Here is a 21,647-nt window from a genome sequence, read left to right as displayed (position 1 = left end):
TTATGGTTCAAGTGATTTATTGGATAGGAATGAAAAATATCAGTAGATATCGAAATTGTCTTTTTAGATGAGACTTGATTGGTCGGAAAATGTTCCACAGAAAATGTGATCAACGAGTCGATGGAAGAACCACAAAAACCGAAGCCGTCATCTTGAGTGATGACGGCCTTTGTAGAGAAAAACACGAACTAGTGGGTTGCCGGATAAGTATATTGAGCAGACTTAGCATGTGATTGATTTTGTTTTTTCTGTTCATATACCGGTTGGTCTATACCGAGCTGTTGTTTCGCTTCTTCTTCGGACAGACCCAAATGACAACGTAATAAATCAATAGCCATTTGATAGTTGTTAGCTTCTGACATGACGGTTTCCTTTTTTATCATGTATGGAACGACATCGTACACGATAAAAGTAGATGCCTTTCCGCGAATTGACAATAAGACTAAAGTCTAATTTATAGGACTGTTTTTATCGCTGAATGGTGACCGTTCAGACGTGCGAAGATCGCCAGAGACGTTGCTGTTCGGTGTGCTCAAAACGAGTCCGATTGCGGTGACGTTGTCATCAAATGTTGCAATTTACCGCTTCACCTTGTTTTTGAAATAGACGACCATACTTTATGGATATATGGGTCAGTATGCTTTATTGACGAAGAATAAAAGTGGCTGCTGGCTCTGTATAAGAGTTAAATAATAGATCGTGACGGCGTGAATTCAACGAACGATCAACTTGTGTATGTTTCTCATGGGAGAGTGAGTCATGAAACGCATTTTGTTATTTTTGGCAACCAACCTTGCAGTCATACTGGTGCTCAGTATCGTCTTAAATGTGGTTTATGCCGTGACAGGGATCAGACCGGGGAGCTTGTCCGGTTTGCTGGTTCTGGCCGCTGTGTTTGGTTTCGGCGGGTCATTGATTTCATTATTGATGTCCAAAGGCATTGCGTTACGCTCTGTCGGTGGCATGGTTATTGAGAATCCACGCAATGAAACCGAGCATTGGTTATTTGAGACCGTGAAACGTCAGGCGAAACAGGTGGGGGTCGGTATGCCGACCGTTGCAATTTATGATTCACCCGATATGAATGCATTTGCAACCGGAGCAAAGCGGAACGATTCGTTAGTTGCGGTTTCAACGGGGCTGTTACACAACATGACCCGGGATGAAGCGGAAGCGGTGCTGGCACACGAGATGAGCCATATTGCTAACGGTGATATGGTGACTATGACGCTGCTTCAAGGGGTCGTGAATACATTCGTTATCTTTATGGCGCGCTTTATTGCCGGGATTGTCTCTTCTCGTGATTCCGATGAAGGAGAGAGTGGTAATCCGATGGTTTACTTTTTGGTATCCATAGTTTTGGAACTCGTATTTGGTATTTTGGCCAGTGTCATTACGATGTGGTATAGCCGCCGTCGAGAGTTTTATGCGGATGCAGGCGCAGCACAACTGGTCGGTAAACAGAAAATGATTGCGGCTTTAGAACGTTTGAGAATGAGCCATGAATCTCAGCTGGAAGGTTCCATGATGGCATTTGGTATCAATGGCAAGCGTTCTCTGACCGAACTCTTGATGAGCCACCCTCCACTGGAAAAAAGAATCGCTGCATTACGTCAGCTATAAATAATATGAAGGTGAGATTTTCTTCGACCTTCAATTCAAACGTAAAAAGGCTTCCAAACGGAAGCCTTTTTTCAAATTCAGAAAGAAGTCAATAACTTAGAGCTTGTCCGTGAGTTCGATAGCCTGACCGATATAACTTGCTGGCGTCATCTGCTTCAGACGTGCTTTTTCTGCTTCAGGAATGTCGAGCCCCTCAATAAACTGGCGCATTGCTTGTCCGTCAACGCGTTTGCCGCGAGTCAGTTCTTTCAGTTTTTCATAAGGTTTTTCAATACCGTAGCGACGCATAACAGTCTGGACAGGTTCAGCGAGAACTTCCCAGTTTTGATCTAACTCGGCCAGCAATGCTTCACGGTTGAGTTCAAGTTTGCTGATACCTTTCAATGTTGAACCATACGCAATCACCGCATAGCCGACACCCACCCCGAGGTTACGTAGGACAGTCGAGTCGGTTAGGTCACGCTGCCAGCGTGAAATCGGTAGTTTTTGTGCCAAATGCGTGAATACAGCATTGGCTAATCCAAGGTTACCTTCTGAATTTTCAAAATCAATTGGGTTCACTTTGTGTGGCATCGTCGAAGAACCAATTTCACCCGCGATGGTTTTTTGTTTGAAATGACCCAGAGCAATATAACCCCAGACATCACGATCAAAATCAATCAAGATGGTGTTGAAACGGGCAATCGCATCAAATAGTTCTGCGATATAATCGTGCGGCTCGATCTGCGTTGTATATGGGTTCCATGTAACGCCAAGAGACTCAGTGATGAACGATTCACTGAACTGATGCCAGTCCAATTCAGGGTAAGCCGATAAATGTGCGTTGTAGTTACCCACGGCACCATTAATTTTTGCCAAGATTTCAATATTTGCAATTTGTCGGTACTGACGTTCCATACGATAGGCGACGTTCGCCATCTCTTTGCCCATTGTGCTTGGTGATGCCGGTTGACCATGTGTCCGGGAAAGGAGGGGAATATCGCGGTATTTTTCTGCAAGCACTCGAATCGCATCAATAATTTTGCGAATTTCAGGGAGAATTACGGTTTCTCTGGCTTCTTTCAGCATCAGCGCATGAGATGTGTTGTTGATATCCTCGGAAGTACACGCGAAATGGATAAACTCACTTACAGCATTCAATTCAGGATGTGCCGATACTTTCTCTTTCAGAAAATACTCAACCGCTTTGACATCATGGTTAGTTGTGCGCTCAATCTCTTTGATTCTTTCTGCATCCGCTTCACTGAAGTTGGCTGCGATCTCATTCAGAATATGATTTGCTTCTTGACTGAAGGCAGGGACTTCTTGAATGCCGGGGGTGTTGGATAGCTTCTGTAACCAACGGATTTCAACGATGGTTCGATACTTTAGGAGGCCATATTCACTAAAGATACTGCGTAACGCAATCGTTTTACTTCCGTAACGGCCATCTACCGGTGAAACAGCAGTCAGTGCTGACAGTTCCATGTTTTTCTCCTGAATATTGATATTGAGTTAGATTTGAGAGTGAATTTAGTTCGCCTGAACGCGAGATATTTTAAATTCGGGCTAAAAGAATTCTAGCCTGTTCGACCATTTTCTTCCGGCCAAAAATAAGATGACGGCGTTTACCACCGACTTGACGCCATAAAACTGCGCTTCTGATCCCGGCAAGGAGCAACGCTCGGACTTTATGTTGATTCGCGGTTTGTTGTAACACAGATGGTGTGCCAGTGACTTGAATTCGTGGCCCGATCGGACTGATGACATCCAGATAGACACTCGCAATATTACTCATCATCTGTTCATCTAGAATTTCGAAGTGAGCTGATTGGCGTTCGAGCATTTCAAGGCGATCGCCGAGTTGCGACATCGCATCCCGACGACTGTTCAGTTTACGTTCCAAGGCCATCAGGCTAATAATATAGCGTGTCAGTTCACTACCAGACGGAGTGCTGTCCAGCCCGTTTGTCAGGCATTCGAGCCCGACTTTAAGATTTTCTTCGCGTCCGAACACATCAATGGTACTGGTCGGATTCATGTTCAGAATCGCTTTAATTGAAGTTTCAAAGGCGTCAGAGTCACATTGACCGTTCTTCGCAATCTGTTGTACCAGAAATGCTGCCTGACAAATTCCTGCAAAAGCGATTGTGCGGTCATAGTTTGTGTTCGCCACGTAAAACTCCTGAATCTTATAATACAGTGTATGGAATTCGTGTTTCGATGACCCCGCCACCGAGACAGACATCACCGAGATAGAATACAGCGGACTGTCCTGGTGTCACAGCGATTTGAGGCTCATCAAAAATGACTTTTAGTTTACCATTATTGGCAGGGATGATGGTACATGGGATATCCGTTTGACGATAGCGAGTTTTCACTGTGCATTGCAACGGACTTTCCGGTACGAGACGATCCACCCAGTGTAGTTGTGAGGCAACCAATCCTTCAGATTTTAACCGCGGATGATCGGAACCTTGGACTGCAATCAGCACATTGCGTTGTAAATCTTTTTCGGCCACATACCAAGGCTGTTCACTACTCTCTTTGAGCCCACCGATATGGAGACCTTTGCGTTGCCCCAGTGTATGGTACATCAACCCTTGATGCTCACCGATGACCTTACCTTCAGGGGTTTCTATTTTACCCGGTTGGGCAGGAAGATAACGCGACAAGAAATCGGTAAATTTTCTTTCCCCGATAAAGCAGATCCCCGTGGAATCTTTCTTCTTCGCGGTAATTAAACCTTGTTCTTCGGCGATCTGACGGACTTGTGGTTTTTCCAGTTCACCGACCGGAAACAGGCTTTTGGCAATCTGTTCATGGCTCAAGGTGTAGAGGAAGTAACTCTGGTCTTTATTGTTGTCTAAGCCTCTTAACATTTGCGGTTTGTCATGACCTGACGGGAATGTCCGACGGACATAATGTCCCATGGCAATGTAGTCAGCATCCAGAATCTCTTCAGCAAATTCTAAAAAGGCTTTGAACTTGATTTCTTTGTTACACAGAATATCGGGATTTGGTGTTCTTCCCGCTTTATATTCGGCAAGAAAATATTCGAATACATTATCCCAGTATTCAGCAGCAAAATTGATCGTATGAAGATAAATACCCAACTTATCGCAAACAGCCTGAGCATCGGCCAGATCTTCAGCCGCGGTACAGTATTCTTCGTTATCATCTTCTTCCCAATTTTTCATGAACAGGCCTTCAACTTGATAGCCCTGTTGTTGAAGAAGGTAAGCTGAAACGGATGAATCAACCCCGCCAGACATGCCGACGATCACTTTTTTCTGTGCGTTTGCTTCTCGGTTTTCTAACATCTCTCAATACCACTTGTTCTGTTGAGGCTGCTGATTCTATCAGAAAGAATGTGGCGGTTACAGCTTCATCTGGAGTGGTCATCTTGAGGGATTAATTGAGTGTATTTCACTCAGAATCAATCCATTGCATTGGATGAATTGAATCGAATGATGATAGGAAGTTATCAATATTTTATAAAAATGAAGACGATTGACATATTGATATGCGAAATGTTTTTTTTGTAAAATTTTTTGGCATTATGGTGTGAGTCGATATTTTTAGTTACAAAAAAAGATATAAAAACAGTCGTCGAATCAGTCACAAAATATATGTGATGGTTATAAAAATAGTTGATTAGAACTCGTATGATGTTTGATATGCATTGATGATTTATTTGTCAAGTTTGTCTTTGGCTAAAAATACTGAAAAATTTGGAACGGAGATAATAGTTTTATAAAATTAATTTTTATTGCATCTATATTCATGCGCTATATTTCATATGTTGCTATCAAGGATATTTAATTTTTAATGTGAAATCGATTACTGTTGTTCGAGCCATTGCCGAGGGCTATATTGGCGGCTAAACTTACGCAGTCTTTTAATTCACGATAATTTAAATATGAAGTTTCCCGGTCAGCGTAAGTCAAAACATTATTTTCCTGTCGATGAGCGAGATTTGCTCATTTTACGAAGCTCTCGACGAAAAATGTCTCCTCATACACATGTTATTGGTATTGACCAAATACTTGTTGATATTGAAGCGATGGTCGATGAAGATTTAATTCAACGATATGAGTTAAGTCTTGGACACTCTTTAGTTATTCAGGATGAAACCGCTGAGTTACTTTATTCTGAGTTGGTTGAAAAGCATCTGATTACTAATGAATATGCTGGTGGCACAATCGGTAATACTTTGCATAATTATTCTGTATTGGCTGATGACCGTTCTACCTTATTAGGCGTCATGTGTAAGAATATTGGGATCGGTAGTTATGGTTATCGTTATTTGTGTAATACGTCCAGCCGAGTGGATTTGAATCATTTACAGGGAATTGATGGCGCGATCGGACGTTGCTTTACATTGGTCACTTCAAGTGGCGAACGAACTTTTGCTATTAGCGAAGGTCAAATGAATCAACTCCGGGCAGAAAGTATTCCGGAGCATATTTTTCAGTCGGCTTCTGCTTTGGTTTTAACGGCATATTTAATTCGCTGCCAACCGGGTGATCCGATGCCTCAAGCAACAATGAAGGCGATAGAATATGCGAAAAAATATCATGTTCCGGCAGTATTAACTCTGGGGACAAAACATGTGATTGAACAGGATCCAGCCTTTTGGCAAGACTTCTTAAAGCAGCACGTTACGGTAGTTGCGATGAATGAAGATGAAGGACATGCTTTAACCGGAGAAACCGATCCGTTGATGGCTGCAAATAAAGCCCTTGAATGGGTCGATCTGGTGTTGTGTACTGCAGGACCGCTCGGTTTATTTATGGCTGGATATACAGATGATGACGCCAAACGTCAAACCAGCTTGCCTTTATTACCGGGCAGTATTCCTGAGTTTAATCGCTACGAATTTAGCCGGCCAATGATGAAGCAGTGTTGTACTCATCCGATCAGAGTGTACTCACATATCGCGCCTTATATGGGGGGACCTGAAGTGATTAAAAATACTAATGGTGCCGGTGATGCGGCATTATCTGCTTTATTACATGACATGGCCGCAAATAGATATCATAAAATGAATGTTCCGAATTCAATTAAGCATCAATATGATTCTATTACTTATTCATCGTTCTCCCAAGTCTGTAGGTATTCTAATAGAGCAAGCTATGAAGTTTTAAGTCAACATTCACCAAGATTATCAAAAGGCTTGCCGGAGAAAGAAGATAGTCTGGAAGAAGCATATTGGGAACGATAACAAAAAGAATTTAACGCGGAAAAAGCGGGTAAAATGTTTTGCTAAGAATAATCGGTTTCGCACAAAGGTTCATATAATTATCCTGAATGAGAAACAATAAAAAGGCTCCATAAGGAGCCTTTTATTTTTTATGTTTCTGGTATTAGAGCTCAAAATCATCCAGAGATTTGCCTTCATCAAGGGCTTTTTGAATTACAGATGGTGTACGACCTTGACCTGTCCAAGTTTTTTCTGCACCGTTTTCATCGATATATTTATATTTCGCTGGGCGTGGTGCACGTTTACCTTTTGTCTTACCTTCGGTGGAAAGTGCAGAAATTAATGCGTCTACATCGATACCATCTTGTGCAATTTGTTCAGCAATTTGAGCTAGTTTTGCTTCTTGTTTTTCTCTTTCTGCTCTTTCTTGTTCTTCTGATTCTCTGCGTTCTTCAACGACAGAGGTCAGTTTTTCTAAAGCTTCTTCTAACTGAACGAGTGTTAAATTACGCGCATAGGCGCGTAAGCTACGAATATTCAGTAGAGTTTTAGTTAGTTCCGACATTTTGTTATTCCCACAACTTAATTTAAACACAACGTAATAATAAACGCAGATATTTATTATGACAACATTAGCGAACTAATAATATATAAAAAAACTGGCAGAATCGTAAATTATTGTAAATGCTTGTGTCAAATTATCATTAATTACGATGAATATCATATATGAGCTTGATTTGTTAACTTGAGTTATTCATTGAGATTAATACGAAGCCTATTGCTTGGTTGAGCCTTTTTGATTTAAAGGACGGATAAACCTATTGCAAATGGTTCCGGTATTTGTACAATGGGCGCGTTCTAATTCGGTCATCAACATATACTGCCGTTACTCTGTCGAAGTGGTAGTGAATTGTTCTAGTCCGTGTAGAGGTGCAATCAAGATAAGTAAATCAGGGTAGGGTGATGCCAATGACTTTGATTGAAAGGCTTTTTTGCCGAAGTGAACGTGTTTATCAAAGGCCGTTTGCTGGGGTTGTTCTCGAATAGGGGCAACACTGCCATAGTCTATTTATTTGTATAACTATGGAGCGCTACTGTAGGATTGGGTGAAACTAGATTGCTTTTCACTTAGTTCATCTTTGAATGACGCAGACAGGTTATTCATGTAATTACAATGCAGTAGGTCTCTTACCATATTAAATCATTGGTTATTGAAGATCATGACATTAGTTGATTTTTCCTCCTCCTTAATATCTCTTTTTCCACCGATTGTTGCTTTGGGTATGGCGATTCTAACCAGACGAGTGCTGCTTTCTTTAGGCGTTGGCATCTTGTTAGGGGCCTGCCTGTTGAACGATTATTCTCTATTTTCTTCGTTTAATTATATTCAAGACAAAGTTTATACGCTGGTGATTGAAGATGGCACAATTAACAGTTGGAACATGAGTATTATCGGCTTTCTCCTCCTGCTAGGGATGATGACTGCAATTTTGACGCTTTCCGGTGGTACGCGAGCATTTGCACTGTGGGCAGATAAAAAAGTGAAGGGCAATAAAGGTGCACAATTGCTTTCTGCTTTTTTGGGCGTTTTCATTTTTGTCGATGACTATTTTAATAGTCTGGCGGTTGGTTCGATTTCTCGTCCGGTGACCGACCGCTTCGGTGTTTCACGCGCAAAACTTGCGTATATTCTTGATTCAACCGCAGCACCTATGTGTATTATCATGCCCGCTTCCAGCTGGGGTGCGTATATTATGACCATTATCGGTGGAATTTTAGTTTCCCACGGTATGACAGAATATACACCGTTGAGTGCATATGTTGAGTTGATTCCGATGAATTTCTACGCCATTTTTGCTTTATTGATGGTGTTTGCAATGATCATTTTTCAATTGGATATCGGTCCGATGAAATCTCATGAGCATCGGGTTGCATTCGGGATCGGTCGCAATGATCAGGTAGCAGAACTCAAAGATGAGCTCGATATTCAAGAAAGTGAATCAGGGCGAGTTCGTGACTTAATTGTGCCGATTGTGGTATTGGTGATTGCTACCGTTGCCGCAATGCTCTTTACCGGCTGGCAGTCGCTGACTGCTGCAGGTGAAATATTTAGTATTTTAGGGGCGTTTGAAAATACGAATGTGGGAATGTCTTTGATTGACGGCGGTTTAGTCGGACTATTGATGGCACTGTTTTCGGTATTGAGACAACGAATGTCACTGGTTACCATCTTGAAAACGCTGCTAATCGGTATGAAGTCAATGTTCGGGGCTATCTTAGTGCTGTTTTTCGCCTGGACGATTGGTGCGGTGATTAAAGACATGCAGACCGGGCTTTATCTCTCGTCGATGGCTCAAGGTAACATTCCGGTACACTGGTTGCCGGCTATTCTGTTTGTGTTGTCGGGGCTTATGGCATTCGCGACCGGTACATCGTGGGGAACGTTTGGCATCATGTTACCGATTGCCGGGGATATTGCCGGCGCAACCGAACTGGCGCTGATGATGCCAATGTTAGCGGCGGTACTTGCAGGTTCCGTCTTTGGTGATCACTGTTCTCCGATTTCTGACACAACAATCTTGTCGTCTACCGGGGCGCGGTGTAACCATATTGATCATGTTTCGACACAGCTTCCTTATGCGCTGTTAGTGGCGTTTATCTCGCTGATTGGTTATATCGTTTTAGGGTTAAGTGATTCCGTTAGCTTGTCGCTGCTAGTTACATTTGCTGTGTTTGCTATTATCTGTTTTGGCTTCCGTATTCGACAGCAATCTCAAGATAAGCTCTCTGATCATGCCTGATGTGACTCGATCTTATCGGGTGCTATTTGTCTTATGAAGATTATTTGCATAAAAAGTCAAAAGAGGGGTTGCAAAACCTCTCAAGCTTGTATAGTGTGAAGAAAACTTGATAGGCAAGTTAAAGATTTTTCCAAGTATGCGCAGTTTTATTATGAGAAGCTTTATGAAAAACAGTTTCGTTATGAACATTCACCACCATCATCATCCCTAAGTTATCTTTCGGGAGATGAGCGCATACCCGGGAGATAAGATTCTCCCGGTGGTGAAATGAAAAAATTCAATCAACCCTCGGGAGTAATTCCGAGGGTTTTTTTATATGCTTTACATTAAGAAACAGCTGATATTCAAAAGCTGAATGGATACTGAAAAGAACAACAATGATTGACAAGGAATTATTTATGCATGCACAACAACGCCTGAGAATTGCAGTCCAAAAGAAAGGTCGCCTGAGCAAGGAATGTATGGCACTCCTGAAGCAGTGTGGTGTGAAGTTTAATGTAATGGGGGAACGTTTGGTCGTTCACTCACTGAATATGCCGATTGATCTACTGTTAGTCCGTGATGACGACATCCCGGGATTAATTATGGATGGGGTCGTGGATTTGGGGTTTGTCGGTGAAAACGTACTCGAAGAAGCCCGTTTGGATCGTCTGGCGCTGAATGAACCGAATGAGTTCGTTTCTTTAAGACGTCTGGAGTTCGGCGGATGTCGTTTGTCGATTGCGATTGATAAAGATAAGAGTTACAACGGCCCGCAAGATTTGAATGGGATGAGAATTGCGACAACGTATCCTCATCTGCTAAAAGCTTATATGGATCGTCAGGATATTCCTTTTACCACTTGTATGTTGACAGGCTCGGTTGAAGTTGCCCCCAGAGCAGGGCTGGCTGATGCAATTGCTGATTTAGTATCAACCGGGGCAACACTGGAAGCCAATGGCCTGAAAGAAGTCGAAGTGATTTTTGAGTCGAAAGCGACGCTGATTCAGCGCCGTGGTGATTTTGCCGCGGATAAGGTTGCTTTGATCGATAAGCTACTGACCCGGATGCACGGTGTTCAGCAGGCGAAAGAGTCGAAATATATTATGCTCCATGCCCCTGTGGATAAACTGGCAGAGATTAAGCAATTACTGCCAGGAGCGGAAGATCCGACGGTATTACCACTGTCAGCCGACAAATCAAAAGTTGCGGTGCATCTGGTGAGTTCAGAGAACCTGTTCTGGGAAACAATGGAACATTTGAAAGCCTTGGGGGCCAGCTCGATTCTGGTTCTGCCGATTGAAAAAATGATGGAGTGATCATAATGAGAACGGTTGTATGGCAATCTTTAAACAAAGACCAGCAAGCTTCGATTCTGGAGCGTCCAGCGATCATTGAAGGTGCAAGTGTCACGGCTGCTGTCGCTGCGGTGATTGAACAAGTTCGCCAGAATGGTGATCAGGCGCTCCGAGAGCTGACTGAAAAATTCGATCATGTGATCCCTGAGAATATTCGAGTCTCAGCAGAGGAAATTCAAGCTGCTTCAGCGCGTCTTTCCGAAGAGATGAAACAGGCACTTGATCAGGCTTACACGAATATTACCAAATTTCATAAAGCACAAATTCCCCAGCCGATTCAAGTTGAAACGATGCCCGGGGTGGTTTGTGAACAGATAACACGTTCGATTAATACCGTCGGTTTATATATTCCCGGTGGGAGTGCCCCTCTGCCTTCAACGGTTTTAATGTTAGGAGTGCCGGCCCGAATCGCGGGTTGCCGGAAAGTCGTCCTGTGCTCTCCGCCGCCGATTGCCGATGAAATTCTGTATGTTGCCAAGTTGTGTCAGATTGATGAAGTTTATAATGTCGGGGGCGGGCAGGCGATTGCTGCGATGGCCTATGGCACAGAGTCTGTTGCCAAAGTCGATAAGATTTTTGGCCCGGGCAATGCTTATGTGACGGAAGCCAAACGTCAGGTAAGTAACGATTTTCGTGGTGCAGCGATCGATATGCCCGCCGGTCCCTCTGAAGTCATGGTCATTGCCGATGAGACCGCTGACCCAGAGTTTATTGCCGCCGACTTACTTAGTCAGGCCGAGCATGGCCCCGATTCTCAAGTTGTTCTTGTGACACCATCACCGATTATTGCTGATCAGGTTACTGATGCGGTGAAGTCTCAACTCAGCGTGCTTTCCCGTGCGGCGACGGCCGAAAAAGCACTGGCATCGAGTCTGGTGATTATTTCCGAATCGATGACACAGGCAGTTTCGATTTCTAATATCTATGGCCCGGAACATTTGATCGTGCAGACGAAAAATCCGCGAGAATTACTGCCATTACTCGACAATGCCGGCTCAATCTTTTTAGGCCGCTGGTCACCGGAATCTGCCGGCGATTATGCATCCGGAACCAATCACGTTTTACCGACCTATGGCTACACCAGAACCTATTCCAGCCTTGGGTTGGCTGACTTTAGTAAGCGCATGACGGTTCAGGAGCTTTCAGCCGATGGCTTGCGTCAGTTGGCTCCGACAGTGGTGACAATGGCTGAAGCCGAAGGATTGGATGCACACAAACGTGCGGTGACTATTCGAATTGAAAAATTAAATCAGGCGGAATCGTAATGGAAAAACTTGCCAGACAACAGGTTCAAAAATTAACCCCTTATCTTTCTGCCCGACGAATCGGCGGAAGTGGTGATGTGTGGCTCAATGCAAACGAATCCCCGTTTGATAATGCGTACCAACTGAATTTGTCCGGGTTGAACCGTTATCCTTCCTGCCAGCCGGAAGGGATGATTTCCGCTTATGCATCTTATGCCGGTGTTCAGCCAAATCAAGTTTTGACAACGCGTGGCGCAGATGAAGGGATTGAGCTGATGATTCGGGCTTTTTGTGAGCCGAATGAAGATGCGATTCTCTACTGTCCGCCAACTTACGGCATGTATGCCATCAGTGCTGAGACGATTGGTGTGGCAAGAAAAGTGGTGCCGCTAACTTCCGATTGGCAACTGGATCTGCCAGCCATCGAAGCCAATTTAGATCGGGTCAAAGTCGTGTTTGTGTGTAGTCCGAATAACCCGACCGGGAATTTAGTCAACCGGGAAGATATTGTGGCACTACTGGAGCTGACCAAAGACCGCGCCATTGTGGTGATAGATGAAGCTTATATTGATTTTTGCCCACAAGCATCGACGGTCGATTTGTTGGCTCAGTATGAGCATTTGGCTATTTTGCGCACGTTGTCGAAGGCATTCGCGCTGGCGGGTTTACGTTGCGGATATACATTGGCTAATGCTGAATTAATCCAAGTGTTACTCAAAGTCATTGCGCCTTATCCTGTACCGTATCCAGTCTCTGAAATTGCTCAGCAAGCGCTTTCAGAAAGTGGTTTGGCTCGGATGAAATATCAGGCCTTGGAAATTAATACCAACCGCGCTTACCTCCAGGCAGGACTCTCTGCTATTCCCGGTGTGAAGGTCTTCGATGGGTGGGGGAATTATCTGTTGGTTGAGTTTCCTGATGGCGATGCTTTATTTCAAGCCACATGGGATAACGGGATGATTTTACGCAATTCACCAATTGAAAACTGTGTCCGGATTAGTGCCGGTAGCCGGGAAGAGTGCGAGAAAACCTTAGCGTTTATTCGTCGCTTTTATCAGTAATGAACGTATCAATAATGGATAGTGTGACCGATAACAGAAGGATGACTCTGTGAGCAAACAACAAAAGATTTTATTTATTGACCGGGATGGCACGTTAATCGTTGAGCCACCGATTGATTTTCAGGTGGATCGCCTTGATAAACTGAAGCTAGAACCGGATGTCATTCCCAGTCTCTTGTCACTCCAGAATGCCGGATATCGTTTAGTGATGGTGACCAACCAAGATGGTCTCGGAACAGAGAGCTATCCCCAAGCTGATTTCGATGCCCCGCACCAAATGATGATGGATATTTTTACCTCACAGGGGGTGAAATTTGATGATGTGCTGATTTGTCCGCATTTTGAAGCGGATAACTGTACCTGTCGTAAGCCTAAACTTGGTTTGGTCAAACCGTATTTACAGGAAGGACGGGTGGATTTTCAGCGTTCCGCAGTGATTGGTGACCGAGCCACCGATTTGCAACTCGCTGAAAATATGGCAATTCGCGGTATTCAATACAATCCACAGACAATGGGATGGAAGACGATTGTTAAACAGCTGACTGCGGCACCGAGAACGGCAGAAGTGGTTCGTCGGACCAAAGAGACGGATATCGCTATTACCGTGAATCTCGATGAGGCGGGTAACAATCACATCGCAACCGGGCTCGGGTTCTTCGATCATATGCTCGATCAGATTGCCACGCATGGTGGATTCAGTCTCTCGGCTCAAGTGCAAGGCGATCTGCATATTGACGACCATCATACGGTAGAAGATACCGCGTTAGCTTTAGGGCAGGCGCTCAAAGAAGCTTTAGGGGATAAACGCGGTATTGGTCGTTTTGGTTTTTCGCTGCCAATGGATGAGTGTCTGGCACAATGTGCTTTGGATCTGTCCGGTCGGCCCTATTTCAAATTCGATGCTCAATTTTCTCGCGAGCAAGTCGGTGATTTTTCAACGGAAATGACTTACCACTTCTTCCGCTCGCTGACCGATACTCTGGCTTGTACACTGCATCTCTCTTCTGCGGGTGACAATGATCACCATATTATTGAGAGCCTGTTTAAAGTGTTCGGTCGGACACTGCGTCAAGCGATCAAAGTAGAAGGCAATGAATTACCCAGCAGTAAAGGAGTTTTGTAATGACGAAGGAAAAAGTTGTCATTATTGATACGGGTTGTGCCAATGTGTCGTCCGTTCGGTTTGCAGTCGAACGACTCGGTTATTCGGTCACGATTTCAAAGCAACCGGAAGTGGTATTAGCTGCGGATAAACTGTTTTTGCCCGGGGTCGGTTCCGCGAAAGAAGCGATGAAAAACCTCAGAGAGCGAGACTTGATCGGCTTAGTCAAACAGGTCGAGAAACCTTTGTTAGGCATCTGTCTGGGAATGCAATTACTTGGCAAGTTCTCCGAAGAAAAAGTCATGGGTGGCAATGATGACATCGAATGTCTTGGCCTCTGTGAAGGGATAGTGAAACGGATGGAGAGTGGTTCGTTACCGCTGCCACATATGGGATGGAATACCGTCACTGCAACGGGTAACCCACTATTTAAAGGCATTGAACGCGGCCATTATTTCTATTTTGTGCACAGCTATGCGATGCCGATAGGGGACTACACGATCGCCGAGTGTGATTATGGTCAGCCATTCAGTGCCGCCATTCAAAGTGGGAACTATTACGGGGTGCAGTTCCATCCGGAACGTTCCAGTAAAGCCGGGGCGAAATTGATTCAGAACTTCTTAGAACTCTGAGCAGCAGACAAAGGATATTGTTGTGATTATACCTGCATTAGATTTAATTGACGGTCAGGTTGTCCGCCTGTTTCAGGGAGATTACGGGCAAGTGACCGAATATAAAGTGGATCCGGTTGAGCAGTTCAACCGTTATCATCAGGCCGGTGCCGACTGGTTGCATCTGGTCGATCTGACCGGTGCAAAAGATACGGCGGCTCGTCAGTTAGACTTGATTGCCCGTTTACTGGCGGGTACCCCGGCCAAGATTCAGATCGGAGGTGGCGTTCGCACCGAGCAAGATGTGGTGGATCTGCTTCAGGCTGGTGCGCAACGGGTTGTGGTGGGTTCGACAGCTGTCAAGCAGCCTGAATTAGTCAAGACATGGATGCAACAGTACGGCCCGGAAAAAATTGTACTGGCACTGGATATTAATATTGACGCTAACGGGCAACGTCGGGTGGCAATCTCGGGGTGGCAGGAAGACTCCGGGATCACGATTGAAGCCTTAATTGATGACTATCTGACGGTCGGTTTGAAACATGTATTGTGTACCGATATTTCACGCGATGGCACATTGAGTGGTTCGAATGTCGATCTGTATATTGACCTTTGTCGTCAATATCCGCAAATCGCATTTCAGTCGTCAGGAGGCATCGGTTCTCTGGACGATATTCAGGCATTGAAAGGTTCTGGCGTGGCCGGTGTGATTGTTGGTCGGGCACTATTAGATGGAAAATTTACCGCAGAGGAGGCATTTTCATGTTGGCAAAGCGAATAATCCCTTGTCTTGATGTCAGAGATGGTCTGGTGGTGAAAGGCGTACAGTTTCGTAACCATGAGATTATCGGTGATATTGTTCCTCTGGCACAGCGTTATGCTGAAGAAGGGGCCGATGAGTTGGTCTTTTATGATATTACGGCATCCAGTGATGGTCGCGTCGTGGATAAAAGTTGGGTTCAGCGGGTATCCGAAGTGATCGATATTCCGTTTTGCGTTGCCGGAGGCATTCGAAGCGCTGAAGATGCGGCCCGTATTCTAGAGTTTGGTGCGGATAAGGTGTCGATCAATTCACCTGCTTTAGCCGATCCACAGTTGATTACCACCCTTGCAGATCGATTTGGTGTGCAGTGTATTGTGGTCGGGATCGATTCCTACTTTGATCAGCAAACCGGTCAATATCAGGTGTATCAGTTTACCGGAGATGAGCACCGCACCAAAGCAACGCAATGGCAAACCAAAGATTGGGTACAGGAAGTTCAGCGACGCGGTGCCGGTGAGATTGTACTGAATATGATGAATCAGGATGGGGTGCGTCAGGGATATGATATTCAGCAACTGAATATGGTCCGTGAAGTTTGCAATGTGCCCTTGATAGCTTCCGGTGGTGCGGGTGAAATGGTGCATTTTGCTCAGGCATTTTTACAGGCCAATGTTGACGGTGCATTAGCGGCGTCGGTATTCCATAAACAGATCATTGATATTGCTGAACTTAAACAGTATTTGAAGTCAGAAGGGATCGAGGTGAGATTATGAGTAGTAGTGAAACACTGGCATCCCTTTCCGAGCGGATTGATTGGGATAAAGTTGAGGGGTTGATTCCTGCGATCATACAGGATTTTCAATCGGGTCAAGTGTTGATGATGGGATATATGAATGCCTCAGCACTGGAAAAAACCTTGTTGACTGAACAGGTCACGTTTTTCTCGCGGACGAAGCAGCGTTTATGGACCAAAGGAGAAACCTCCGGCAATGTGCTACAGCTGCAAAATATTGCGCTGGACTGTGACAATGACACCTTACTGGTCAAAGTCGATCCGGTCGGGCCGACCTGTCACACCGGGACAACCAGTTGTTGGGACTCAGAGCAACAAGAAGAGTCACAAATGGTGTGGCTTCACCAGCTGGAGCAGCTTTTGGGCGAGCGTAAACAAGCCGATCCCGAATCTTCCTACACTGCCAGTCTGTACGCCCGTGGCACCAAGCGTATTTCGCAAAAAGTGGGCGAAGAAGGCGTTGAAGTCGCGCTTGCAGCGACGTCGGGCGATAAGGCGGAACTAGTCTGCGAGTCTGCCGATCTCATCTATCATCTGTTGGTGTTGTTGCAAGATCAGGGGTTATCGATGAACGATGTCATCAATAAACTCAAAGAGCGTCATCGATAGCCGAATTGCGTTATCAACGAAATTAGCGCCTTAAAAAGCGCTGATTTCTTGCCATTCTCCGGGTTGCAACGATCCTAATGTCATATCACCGATTGAATAACGAATCAGGCGCAGTGTCGGGTAGCCGATATGTGCAGTCATTCGTCGAACCTGACGGTTGCGTCCTTCAATGATTGTGATCGATAACCAGGTGGTCGGAATCGCTGCCCGAAACCGAACCGGTGGTGTGCGTGGCCATATCTGCGGTTCAGGCATGATTTCGACGATTGCGGGAAGCGTCGGACCATCTTTCAGTGTTACGCCACGTCTGAGTTGCTCAAGATCTGATTCTTCAGGCGACCCCTCAACCTGTACCCAATAAGTTTTGGGAGATTTGGACTGCGGTTGTGTCAACTTGGCCTGCAACTGACCATCATTGGTTAACACCATCAAACCTTCACTATCTCGATCCAATCGACCTGCGGCATAGATATCTTTGATTGGAATAAAATCAGCCAGTGTCTGGCGCCCCTCACTGTCGGTAAACTGGCTCAGTGTGTCATAAGGCTTATTGAACAAAATGACTTTCCGAACTTCAGGCGTAGACAAGGGCCGTGATTTCTTATGTCCTGAATGCTTGGAATGATGGGGCGAACGCTGAGAAAGTTTTGCGTTTTTTGACCGCTGATGCGTTGAGCGACGCAACGATGAGGGATTGCGTGACGGGAAAGACATGTTAACTTCCTTGCAAATTTGTAAATGAACTGTATTTCTGAGTTTTCACAATGTTGAGTTTAAGCTATTATTTGCGCGCTCTGATACGATAATGAAGTGTGGATAATAGACTATTTCTTCAGTTTCGTTTAATTATACTCAATCAGCCTGTCATTCGATAGGCCGTAATATACCCGGATTGCTTCTGGTACGATGATGCTCAGCGAGTCGTACAGAGTGAACAGAAAACCACCACACGATGACCCGAAGTCGTTTGGGTATGGCAATCATTCACTCATGAATCCGTATCGGATATTTGCGAAGGGTTTTCGATACGGTATGAGTGATTCATGAAGAGTGGCCTGAACAATCACTCAGGACATCTCAGATATTCACATAACTAACTGCCACAATCACATGGGGTTGTTAAGAACAGATAGGGAAAGTTCATGCCTACAGACAAACCTACTATTATTTATACGATTACGGACGAAGCACCCGCTCTTGCAACTTATTCTTTATTGCCCATTATCAAATCTTTTACTACATCGTCAGGGATCAACGTTGAAACTCGGGATATTTCACTGGCTGGGCGTATTATTGCTAATTTCCCTGAATGCCTGACAGAAGCACAGCGTATTGGCGATGCTTTAAGTGAGCTGGGTGATTTGGCTCAAACGCCAGAAGCCAACATTATCAAGTTACCCAACATTTCAGCGTCGATTCCTCAGCTGAGAGCTGCTATCAAAGAATTACAGGAAAAAGGATATAACCTGCCGGATTATCCTGCAGAACCAAGCAATGATGCAGAAGCTGCGGTGAAAGCGACATACGACAAGATCAAAGGCAGTGCGGTTAACCCTGTGTTGCGCGAAGGTAATTCTGATCGTCGGGCACCTTTGTCTGTGAAGAACTATGCGAAGAAAAACCCACACTCAATGGGTGCATGGTCAACCAGTTCAAAATCACATGTTGCATCGATGGAAACGCAGGATTTCTTTGGTACTGAAAATTCTCTGACGATTCAGGGTGACACTGAAGTCACGATTGAGTTTGTTGCAAAAGATGGTCAGACCAAGGTTCTGAAAAAGCCGTTTGCGCTGCTCGATAAAGAGATTATCGACACCTCGATCATGAGTAAAAAAGCCCTGAATGTATTTTTTGAGCAGGAAATCGAATCTGCCAAAGCGCAAAATGTTCTGTTCTCTCTGCATATGAAAGCCACCATGATGAAAGTCTCTGACCCGGTGATTTTTGGTGAAGCGGTCAAGGTTTTCTATAAAGACGTTTTTGTTAAATATGGTGAGCTGTTCGAGCAGTTAGGCGTTGATGTCAACAACGGTCTGGGTGATGTTTACGCGAAAATCCAATCATTGCCGGCCGAGCAGAAAGCTGAGATTGAAGCCAGTATTCAGGCTGTTTACCAGAGTCGCCCTGAATTGGCGATGGTTGATTCCGACCGGGGAATCACCAACTTACATGTGCCGAGTGATGTGATTGTTGATGCGTCGATGCCTGCGATGATCCGCGCCTCCGGACAAATGTGGGGACCGGATGGTCAGCAAAAAGATACCAAAGCTGTAATTCCGGATCGTTGTTATGCCGGTGTTTATCAGACCGTGATTGATTTCTGTAAAGAACACGGTGCGTTTGACCCTTCCACGATGGGCAGTGTACCAAACGTTGGTCTGATGGCTCAGAAAGCGGAAGAGTACGGTTCACATGATAAGACATTTGTCATCGATGATGACGGTGTTGTCCGAGTGGTTGACCGTACCGGTCATACATTGTTGGAACAAACGGTTGAAGCCGGTGATATCTTCCGGATGTGCCAGGCTAAAGATGCACCGATCCAAGATTGGGTTAAACTGGCCGTTACTCGTGCACGTTTGTCCCAGACGCCAGCAATTTTCTGGCTGGATCCAGAGCGTGCTCATGACGCTGAGTTGATTAAGAAAGTTGAGCAATATTTACCGGAACATGATACCACTGGACTTGATATTAAAATCATGTCACCAGTAGAAGCAACCCAATATACCCTCGCACGATTAAAAGACGGTCAAGATACGATTTCAGTGACAGGTAATGTGCTGCGTGATTATCTGACGGATCTATTCCCGATTTTAGAATTAGGCACTTCGGCAAAAATGCTGTCTATCGTTCCACTGATGAATGGTGGTGGCTTGTTTGAAACAGGTGCGGGTGGTTCAGCACCGAAACATGTTCAGCAAGTGCAGAAAGAGAATCACTTACGTTGGGACTCGCTGGGCGAATTTTTGGCATTAGCGGCATCGTTAGAGCATCTTAGCGTGACGACGAACAACAAGAAAGCTCAGGTCCTTGCCGATGCGTTGGATAAAGCAACCGGTGTATTCCTTGATGAAAACAAGTCACCTTCACGTAAAGTCGGTGAGCTGGATAACCGAGGCAGTCACTATTATCTGGCGAAATATTGGGCTGAAGCGTTGGCTGCACAGACCGATGATGCTGATCTTGCTGCTGAATTTGCGCCAATTGCACAACAGTTGTCGGCTGAAGAAGAAAAAATTATTGCTGAGTTAAGTCAGGTTCAGGGGGTTGCCGGAGATTTAGGCGGATACTACCTGCTTGATTTTAGCAAGGCTGTGCAGGTGATGCGTCCGAGCCAAACATTAAACGCAATTATTGGTCACTAAACGGGTTGTCGGTCAATATGTTCAATTGACCGACACGCATAAATAACGAAACCCGCCGTTGGCGGGTTTATTACAACCATGTATAAGACATGTTTGGCAGCGACAATGATTACAACTATGTTTATTTGGCTTGTTGAGCCTCGATTGGTACAACGGAGCTAGCGTGGAAGCCTTTTGGTCCCTGTTCAATCTCATATGACACATGTTGACCTGCTTTTAAGGTACGATATCCATCCATCTGGATCGTAGAGTAGTGAGCAAAAATATCACCTTCTCCTCCTTCAGAGCAGATAAAACCAAATCCCTTGGCGTTATTGAACCATTTTACTTTACCGGTAGCCATGCTTTACATCCCTCATGCATTTTGTTACTGATGTTGTCGACAAGAAAACGTTACTGTTTTTTACAATTTTGTTTTCACTGCTGTGAGCTTTAATTCAGCGCTGCTGCCAAATTAACCAGTCACTAATTGACCAATTTAAACAATCAATGGTGACAGTCAATAGAAAAAGTGTGTAAACATCGACATCTTTGCAACAAATTGCGTTATTGTTTACATTTCTATAACTACAATAAGCAGACATCTGTCGTGAAAAAGTAGTTGGCATCGATATCGTGATTCGAATTAGCAATCTTTTATTTGCAGCGATACAATTGGTGCATTAGTCTCTAAGTATGAGATGTTTTCGCTTCGGCGCTCGGAACTTCATATCAGTTGGCTAACAAACATAGTTCTATTGCTAGAAGCCTAAATAATTAATCTAAATGGAAAACTCTCTGATTCACAACCGTTATGAGTAAAAATTTTGAATGGGTGGCTCCAGACTCAGAATTACTGGAGAAAGAAAAAACAGCAGTGAAGCCCCCATCTATGTATAACGTGATTCTGATGAATGACGACTATACACCGATGGATTTCGTGATTGAGATACTGGAGCGTTTTTTCGCGATGGATATCGATCAAGCGACTCAAGTCATGCTGAAGGTGCATTACGAAGGGAAGGCGATTTGTGGAACGTACACTGCTGAGGTTGCTGAGATGAAAGTGACACAAGTGTCACTGTATTCGAAGAAACATGAACACCCATTGCTTTGTATCATGGAGCGAGCTTAGTACTTGCCGAACAACAAGGTTGTTCCTTAAGGGGGT

Annotated in this window: 20 protein-coding genes, 1 riboswitch and 1 other annotated feature; of the genes, 13 read left to right on the top strand and 7 right to left on the bottom strand. The window is 44.7% G+C overall.

The annotated features are described in order from the left end of the window. Nucleotides 1–188: 188 nt before the first annotated feature. Nucleotides 189–362: a hypothetical protein gene (locus VRK_RS21275; protein WP_197413084.1), complete on the bottom strand. Its 174-nt coding sequence runs from the start codon at nt 360–362 to the stop codon at nt 189–191. A 397-nt stretch (nt 363–759) separates the two neighbouring features. On the opposite strand from VRK_RS21275, the gene htpX reads away from it, so the two are divergent. Then, nucleotides 760–1,623 carry a protease HtpX gene (htpX, locus tag VRK_RS08715; protein WP_059120996.1) on the top strand — a complete coding sequence of 288 codons (864 nt, stop codon included), beginning with the start codon at nt 760–762 and terminating at the stop codon, nt 1,621–1,623. Nucleotides 1,624–1,719: 96 nt separating this feature from the next. Here the strand turns inward: htpX and purB are convergent, their stop codons facing one another. The 3 genes from purB to mnmA form a co-directional block, all read right to left on the bottom strand. Next, the gene (purB, locus tag VRK_RS08710) at nt 1,720–3,090 is read right to left on the bottom strand and encodes an adenylosuccinate lyase (protein ID WP_059120995.1); all 1,371 of its coding nucleotides are present in this window, start codon (nt 3,088–3,090) and stop codon (nt 1,720–1,722) included. A 70-nt stretch (nt 3,091–3,160) separates the two neighbouring features. Then, nucleotides 3,161–3,778, bottom strand: coding sequence for a high frequency lysogenization protein HflD (gene hflD / locus VRK_RS08705; RefSeq protein WP_059120994.1), 618 nt, complete (start codon nt 3,776–3,778; stop codon nt 3,161–3,163). 16 nt (nt 3,779–3,794) lie between these two features. After that, nucleotides 3,795–4,925 (bottom strand): tRNA 2-thiouridine(34) synthase MnmA, encoded by a 1,131-nt coding sequence (gene mnmA, locus VRK_RS08700; RefSeq protein ID WP_059120993.1) that lies wholly within the window; start codon nt 4,923–4,925, stop codon nt 3,795–3,797. Between the two features lie 599 nt (nt 4,926–5,524). Here mnmA and VRK_RS08695 point away from each other — a divergent pair. Next, nucleotides 5,525–6,829: an inosine/guanosine kinase gene (locus tag VRK_RS08695; protein ID WP_059120992.1), complete on the top strand. Its 1,305-nt coding sequence runs from the start codon at nt 5,525–5,527 to the stop codon at nt 6,827–6,829. 142 nt (nt 6,830–6,971) lie between these two features. Here the strand turns inward: VRK_RS08695 and VRK_RS08690 are convergent, their stop codons facing one another. Continuing rightward, nucleotides 6,972–7,373 carry an H-NS histone family protein gene (locus tag VRK_RS08690; protein WP_059120991.1) on the bottom strand — a complete coding sequence of 134 codons (402 nt, stop codon included), beginning with the start codon at nt 7,371–7,373 and terminating at the stop codon, nt 6,972–6,974. A 352-nt stretch (nt 7,374–7,725) separates the two neighbouring features. After that, nucleotides 7,726–7,910: riboswitch (Lysine riboswitch) on the top strand. A gap of 118 nt (nt 7,911–8,028) precedes the next feature. Between VRK_RS08690 and VRK_RS08685 the strand changes: the two genes are divergently transcribed. From VRK_RS08685 to hisIE, 9 genes are all read left to right on the top strand, one after another. Further along, nucleotides 8,029–9,609 (top strand): Na+/H+ antiporter NhaC family protein, encoded by a 1,581-nt coding sequence (locus VRK_RS08685; RefSeq protein WP_059120990.1) that lies wholly within the window; start codon nt 8,029–8,031, stop codon nt 9,607–9,609. 189 nt (nt 9,610–9,798) lie between these two features. Next, nucleotides 9,799–9,925 (top strand) — a sequence feature (His leader region). An 82-nt stretch (nt 9,926–10,007) separates the two neighbouring features. Next, the gene (gene hisG / locus VRK_RS08680) at nt 10,008–10,907 is read left to right on the top strand and encodes an ATP phosphoribosyltransferase (protein WP_059120989.1); all 900 of its coding nucleotides are present in this window, start codon (nt 10,008–10,010) and stop codon (nt 10,905–10,907) included. A 5-nt stretch (nt 10,908–10,912) separates the two neighbouring features. After that, the gene (gene hisD / locus VRK_RS08675) at nt 10,913–12,211 is read left to right on the top strand and encodes a histidinol dehydrogenase (protein ID WP_059120988.1); all 1,299 of its coding nucleotides are present in this window, start codon (nt 10,913–10,915) and stop codon (nt 12,209–12,211) included. Further along, complete coding sequence (hisC, locus tag VRK_RS08670; RefSeq protein WP_059120987.1) at nt 12,211–13,251, top strand: histidinol-phosphate transaminase; 1,041 nt, start codon at nt 12,211–12,213, stop codon at nt 13,249–13,251. Before hisD ends, hisC begins: the two co-directional genes overlap by 1 nt. A 49-nt stretch (nt 13,252–13,300) precedes the next feature. Further along, nucleotides 13,301–14,374, top strand: coding sequence for a bifunctional histidinol-phosphatase/imidazoleglycerol-phosphate dehydratase HisB (gene hisB / locus VRK_RS08665; RefSeq protein ID WP_059120986.1), 1,074 nt, complete (start codon nt 13,301–13,303; stop codon nt 14,372–14,374). After that, nucleotides 14,374–14,985 carry an imidazole glycerol phosphate synthase subunit HisH gene (hisH, locus tag VRK_RS08660; RefSeq protein WP_059120985.1) on the top strand — a complete coding sequence of 204 codons (612 nt, stop codon included), beginning with the start codon at nt 14,374–14,376 and terminating at the stop codon, nt 14,983–14,985. Before hisB ends, hisH begins: the two co-directional genes overlap by 1 nt. A gap of 22 nt (nt 14,986–15,007) precedes the next feature. Further along, nucleotides 15,008–15,745, top strand: coding sequence for a 1-(5-phosphoribosyl)-5-[(5-phosphoribosylamino)methylideneamino]imidazole-4-carboxamide isomerase (gene hisA / locus VRK_RS08655; RefSeq protein ID WP_059120984.1), 738 nt, complete (start codon nt 15,008–15,010; stop codon nt 15,743–15,745). Beyond that, complete coding sequence (gene hisF, locus VRK_RS08650) at nt 15,727–16,500, top strand: imidazole glycerol phosphate synthase subunit HisF (RefSeq protein WP_059120983.1); 774 nt, start codon at nt 15,727–15,729, stop codon at nt 16,498–16,500. The genes hisA and hisF overlap by 19 nt, the downstream gene beginning before the upstream one ends. Further along, a complete protein-coding gene (gene hisIE / locus VRK_RS08645; protein ID WP_059120982.1) occupies nt 16,497–17,129 on the top strand; it encodes a bifunctional phosphoribosyl-AMP cyclohydrolase/phosphoribosyl-ATP diphosphatase HisIE in 633 nt (210 codons plus the stop codon). The genes hisF and hisIE overlap by 4 nt, the downstream gene beginning before the upstream one ends. A gap of 30 nt (nt 17,130–17,159) precedes the next feature. Here the strand turns inward: hisIE and VRK_RS08640 are convergent, their stop codons facing one another. Then, nucleotides 17,160–17,843 (bottom strand): pseudouridine synthase, encoded by a 684-nt coding sequence (locus VRK_RS08640; protein ID WP_059120981.1) that lies wholly within the window; start codon nt 17,841–17,843, stop codon nt 17,160–17,162. Between the two features lie 428 nt (nt 17,844–18,271). On the opposite strand from VRK_RS08640, the gene VRK_RS08635 reads away from it, so the two are divergent. After that, complete coding sequence (locus VRK_RS08635) at nt 18,272–20,497, top strand: NADP-dependent isocitrate dehydrogenase (RefSeq protein ID WP_059120980.1); 2,226 nt, start codon at nt 18,272–18,274, stop codon at nt 20,495–20,497. Nucleotides 20,498–20,618: 121 nt separating this feature from the next. On the opposite strand, the gene cspD is transcribed toward VRK_RS08635, so the two are convergent. Continuing rightward, complete coding sequence (gene cspD / locus VRK_RS08630) at nt 20,619–20,840, bottom strand: cold shock domain-containing protein CspD (RefSeq protein WP_059120979.1); 222 nt, start codon at nt 20,838–20,840, stop codon at nt 20,619–20,621. Nucleotides 20,841–21,290: 450 nt separating this feature from the next. Between cspD and clpS the strand changes: the two genes are divergently transcribed. Further along, nucleotides 21,291–21,611: an ATP-dependent Clp protease adapter ClpS gene (gene clpS, locus VRK_RS08625; RefSeq protein ID WP_059120978.1), complete on the top strand. Its 321-nt coding sequence runs from the start codon at nt 21,291–21,293 to the stop codon at nt 21,609–21,611. The last annotated feature ends 36 nt before the right edge of the window (nt 21,612–21,647 follow it).

It is taken from the genome of Vibrio sp. MEBiC08052 (assembly GCF_001506075.1).
Classification (GTDB): Bacteria; Pseudomonadota; Gammaproteobacteria; order Enterobacterales; family Vibrionaceae; genus Vibrio.
Note: the sequence above shows the minus strand (reverse complement) of the source record. Positions and strands in the feature narration are given on the sequence as shown.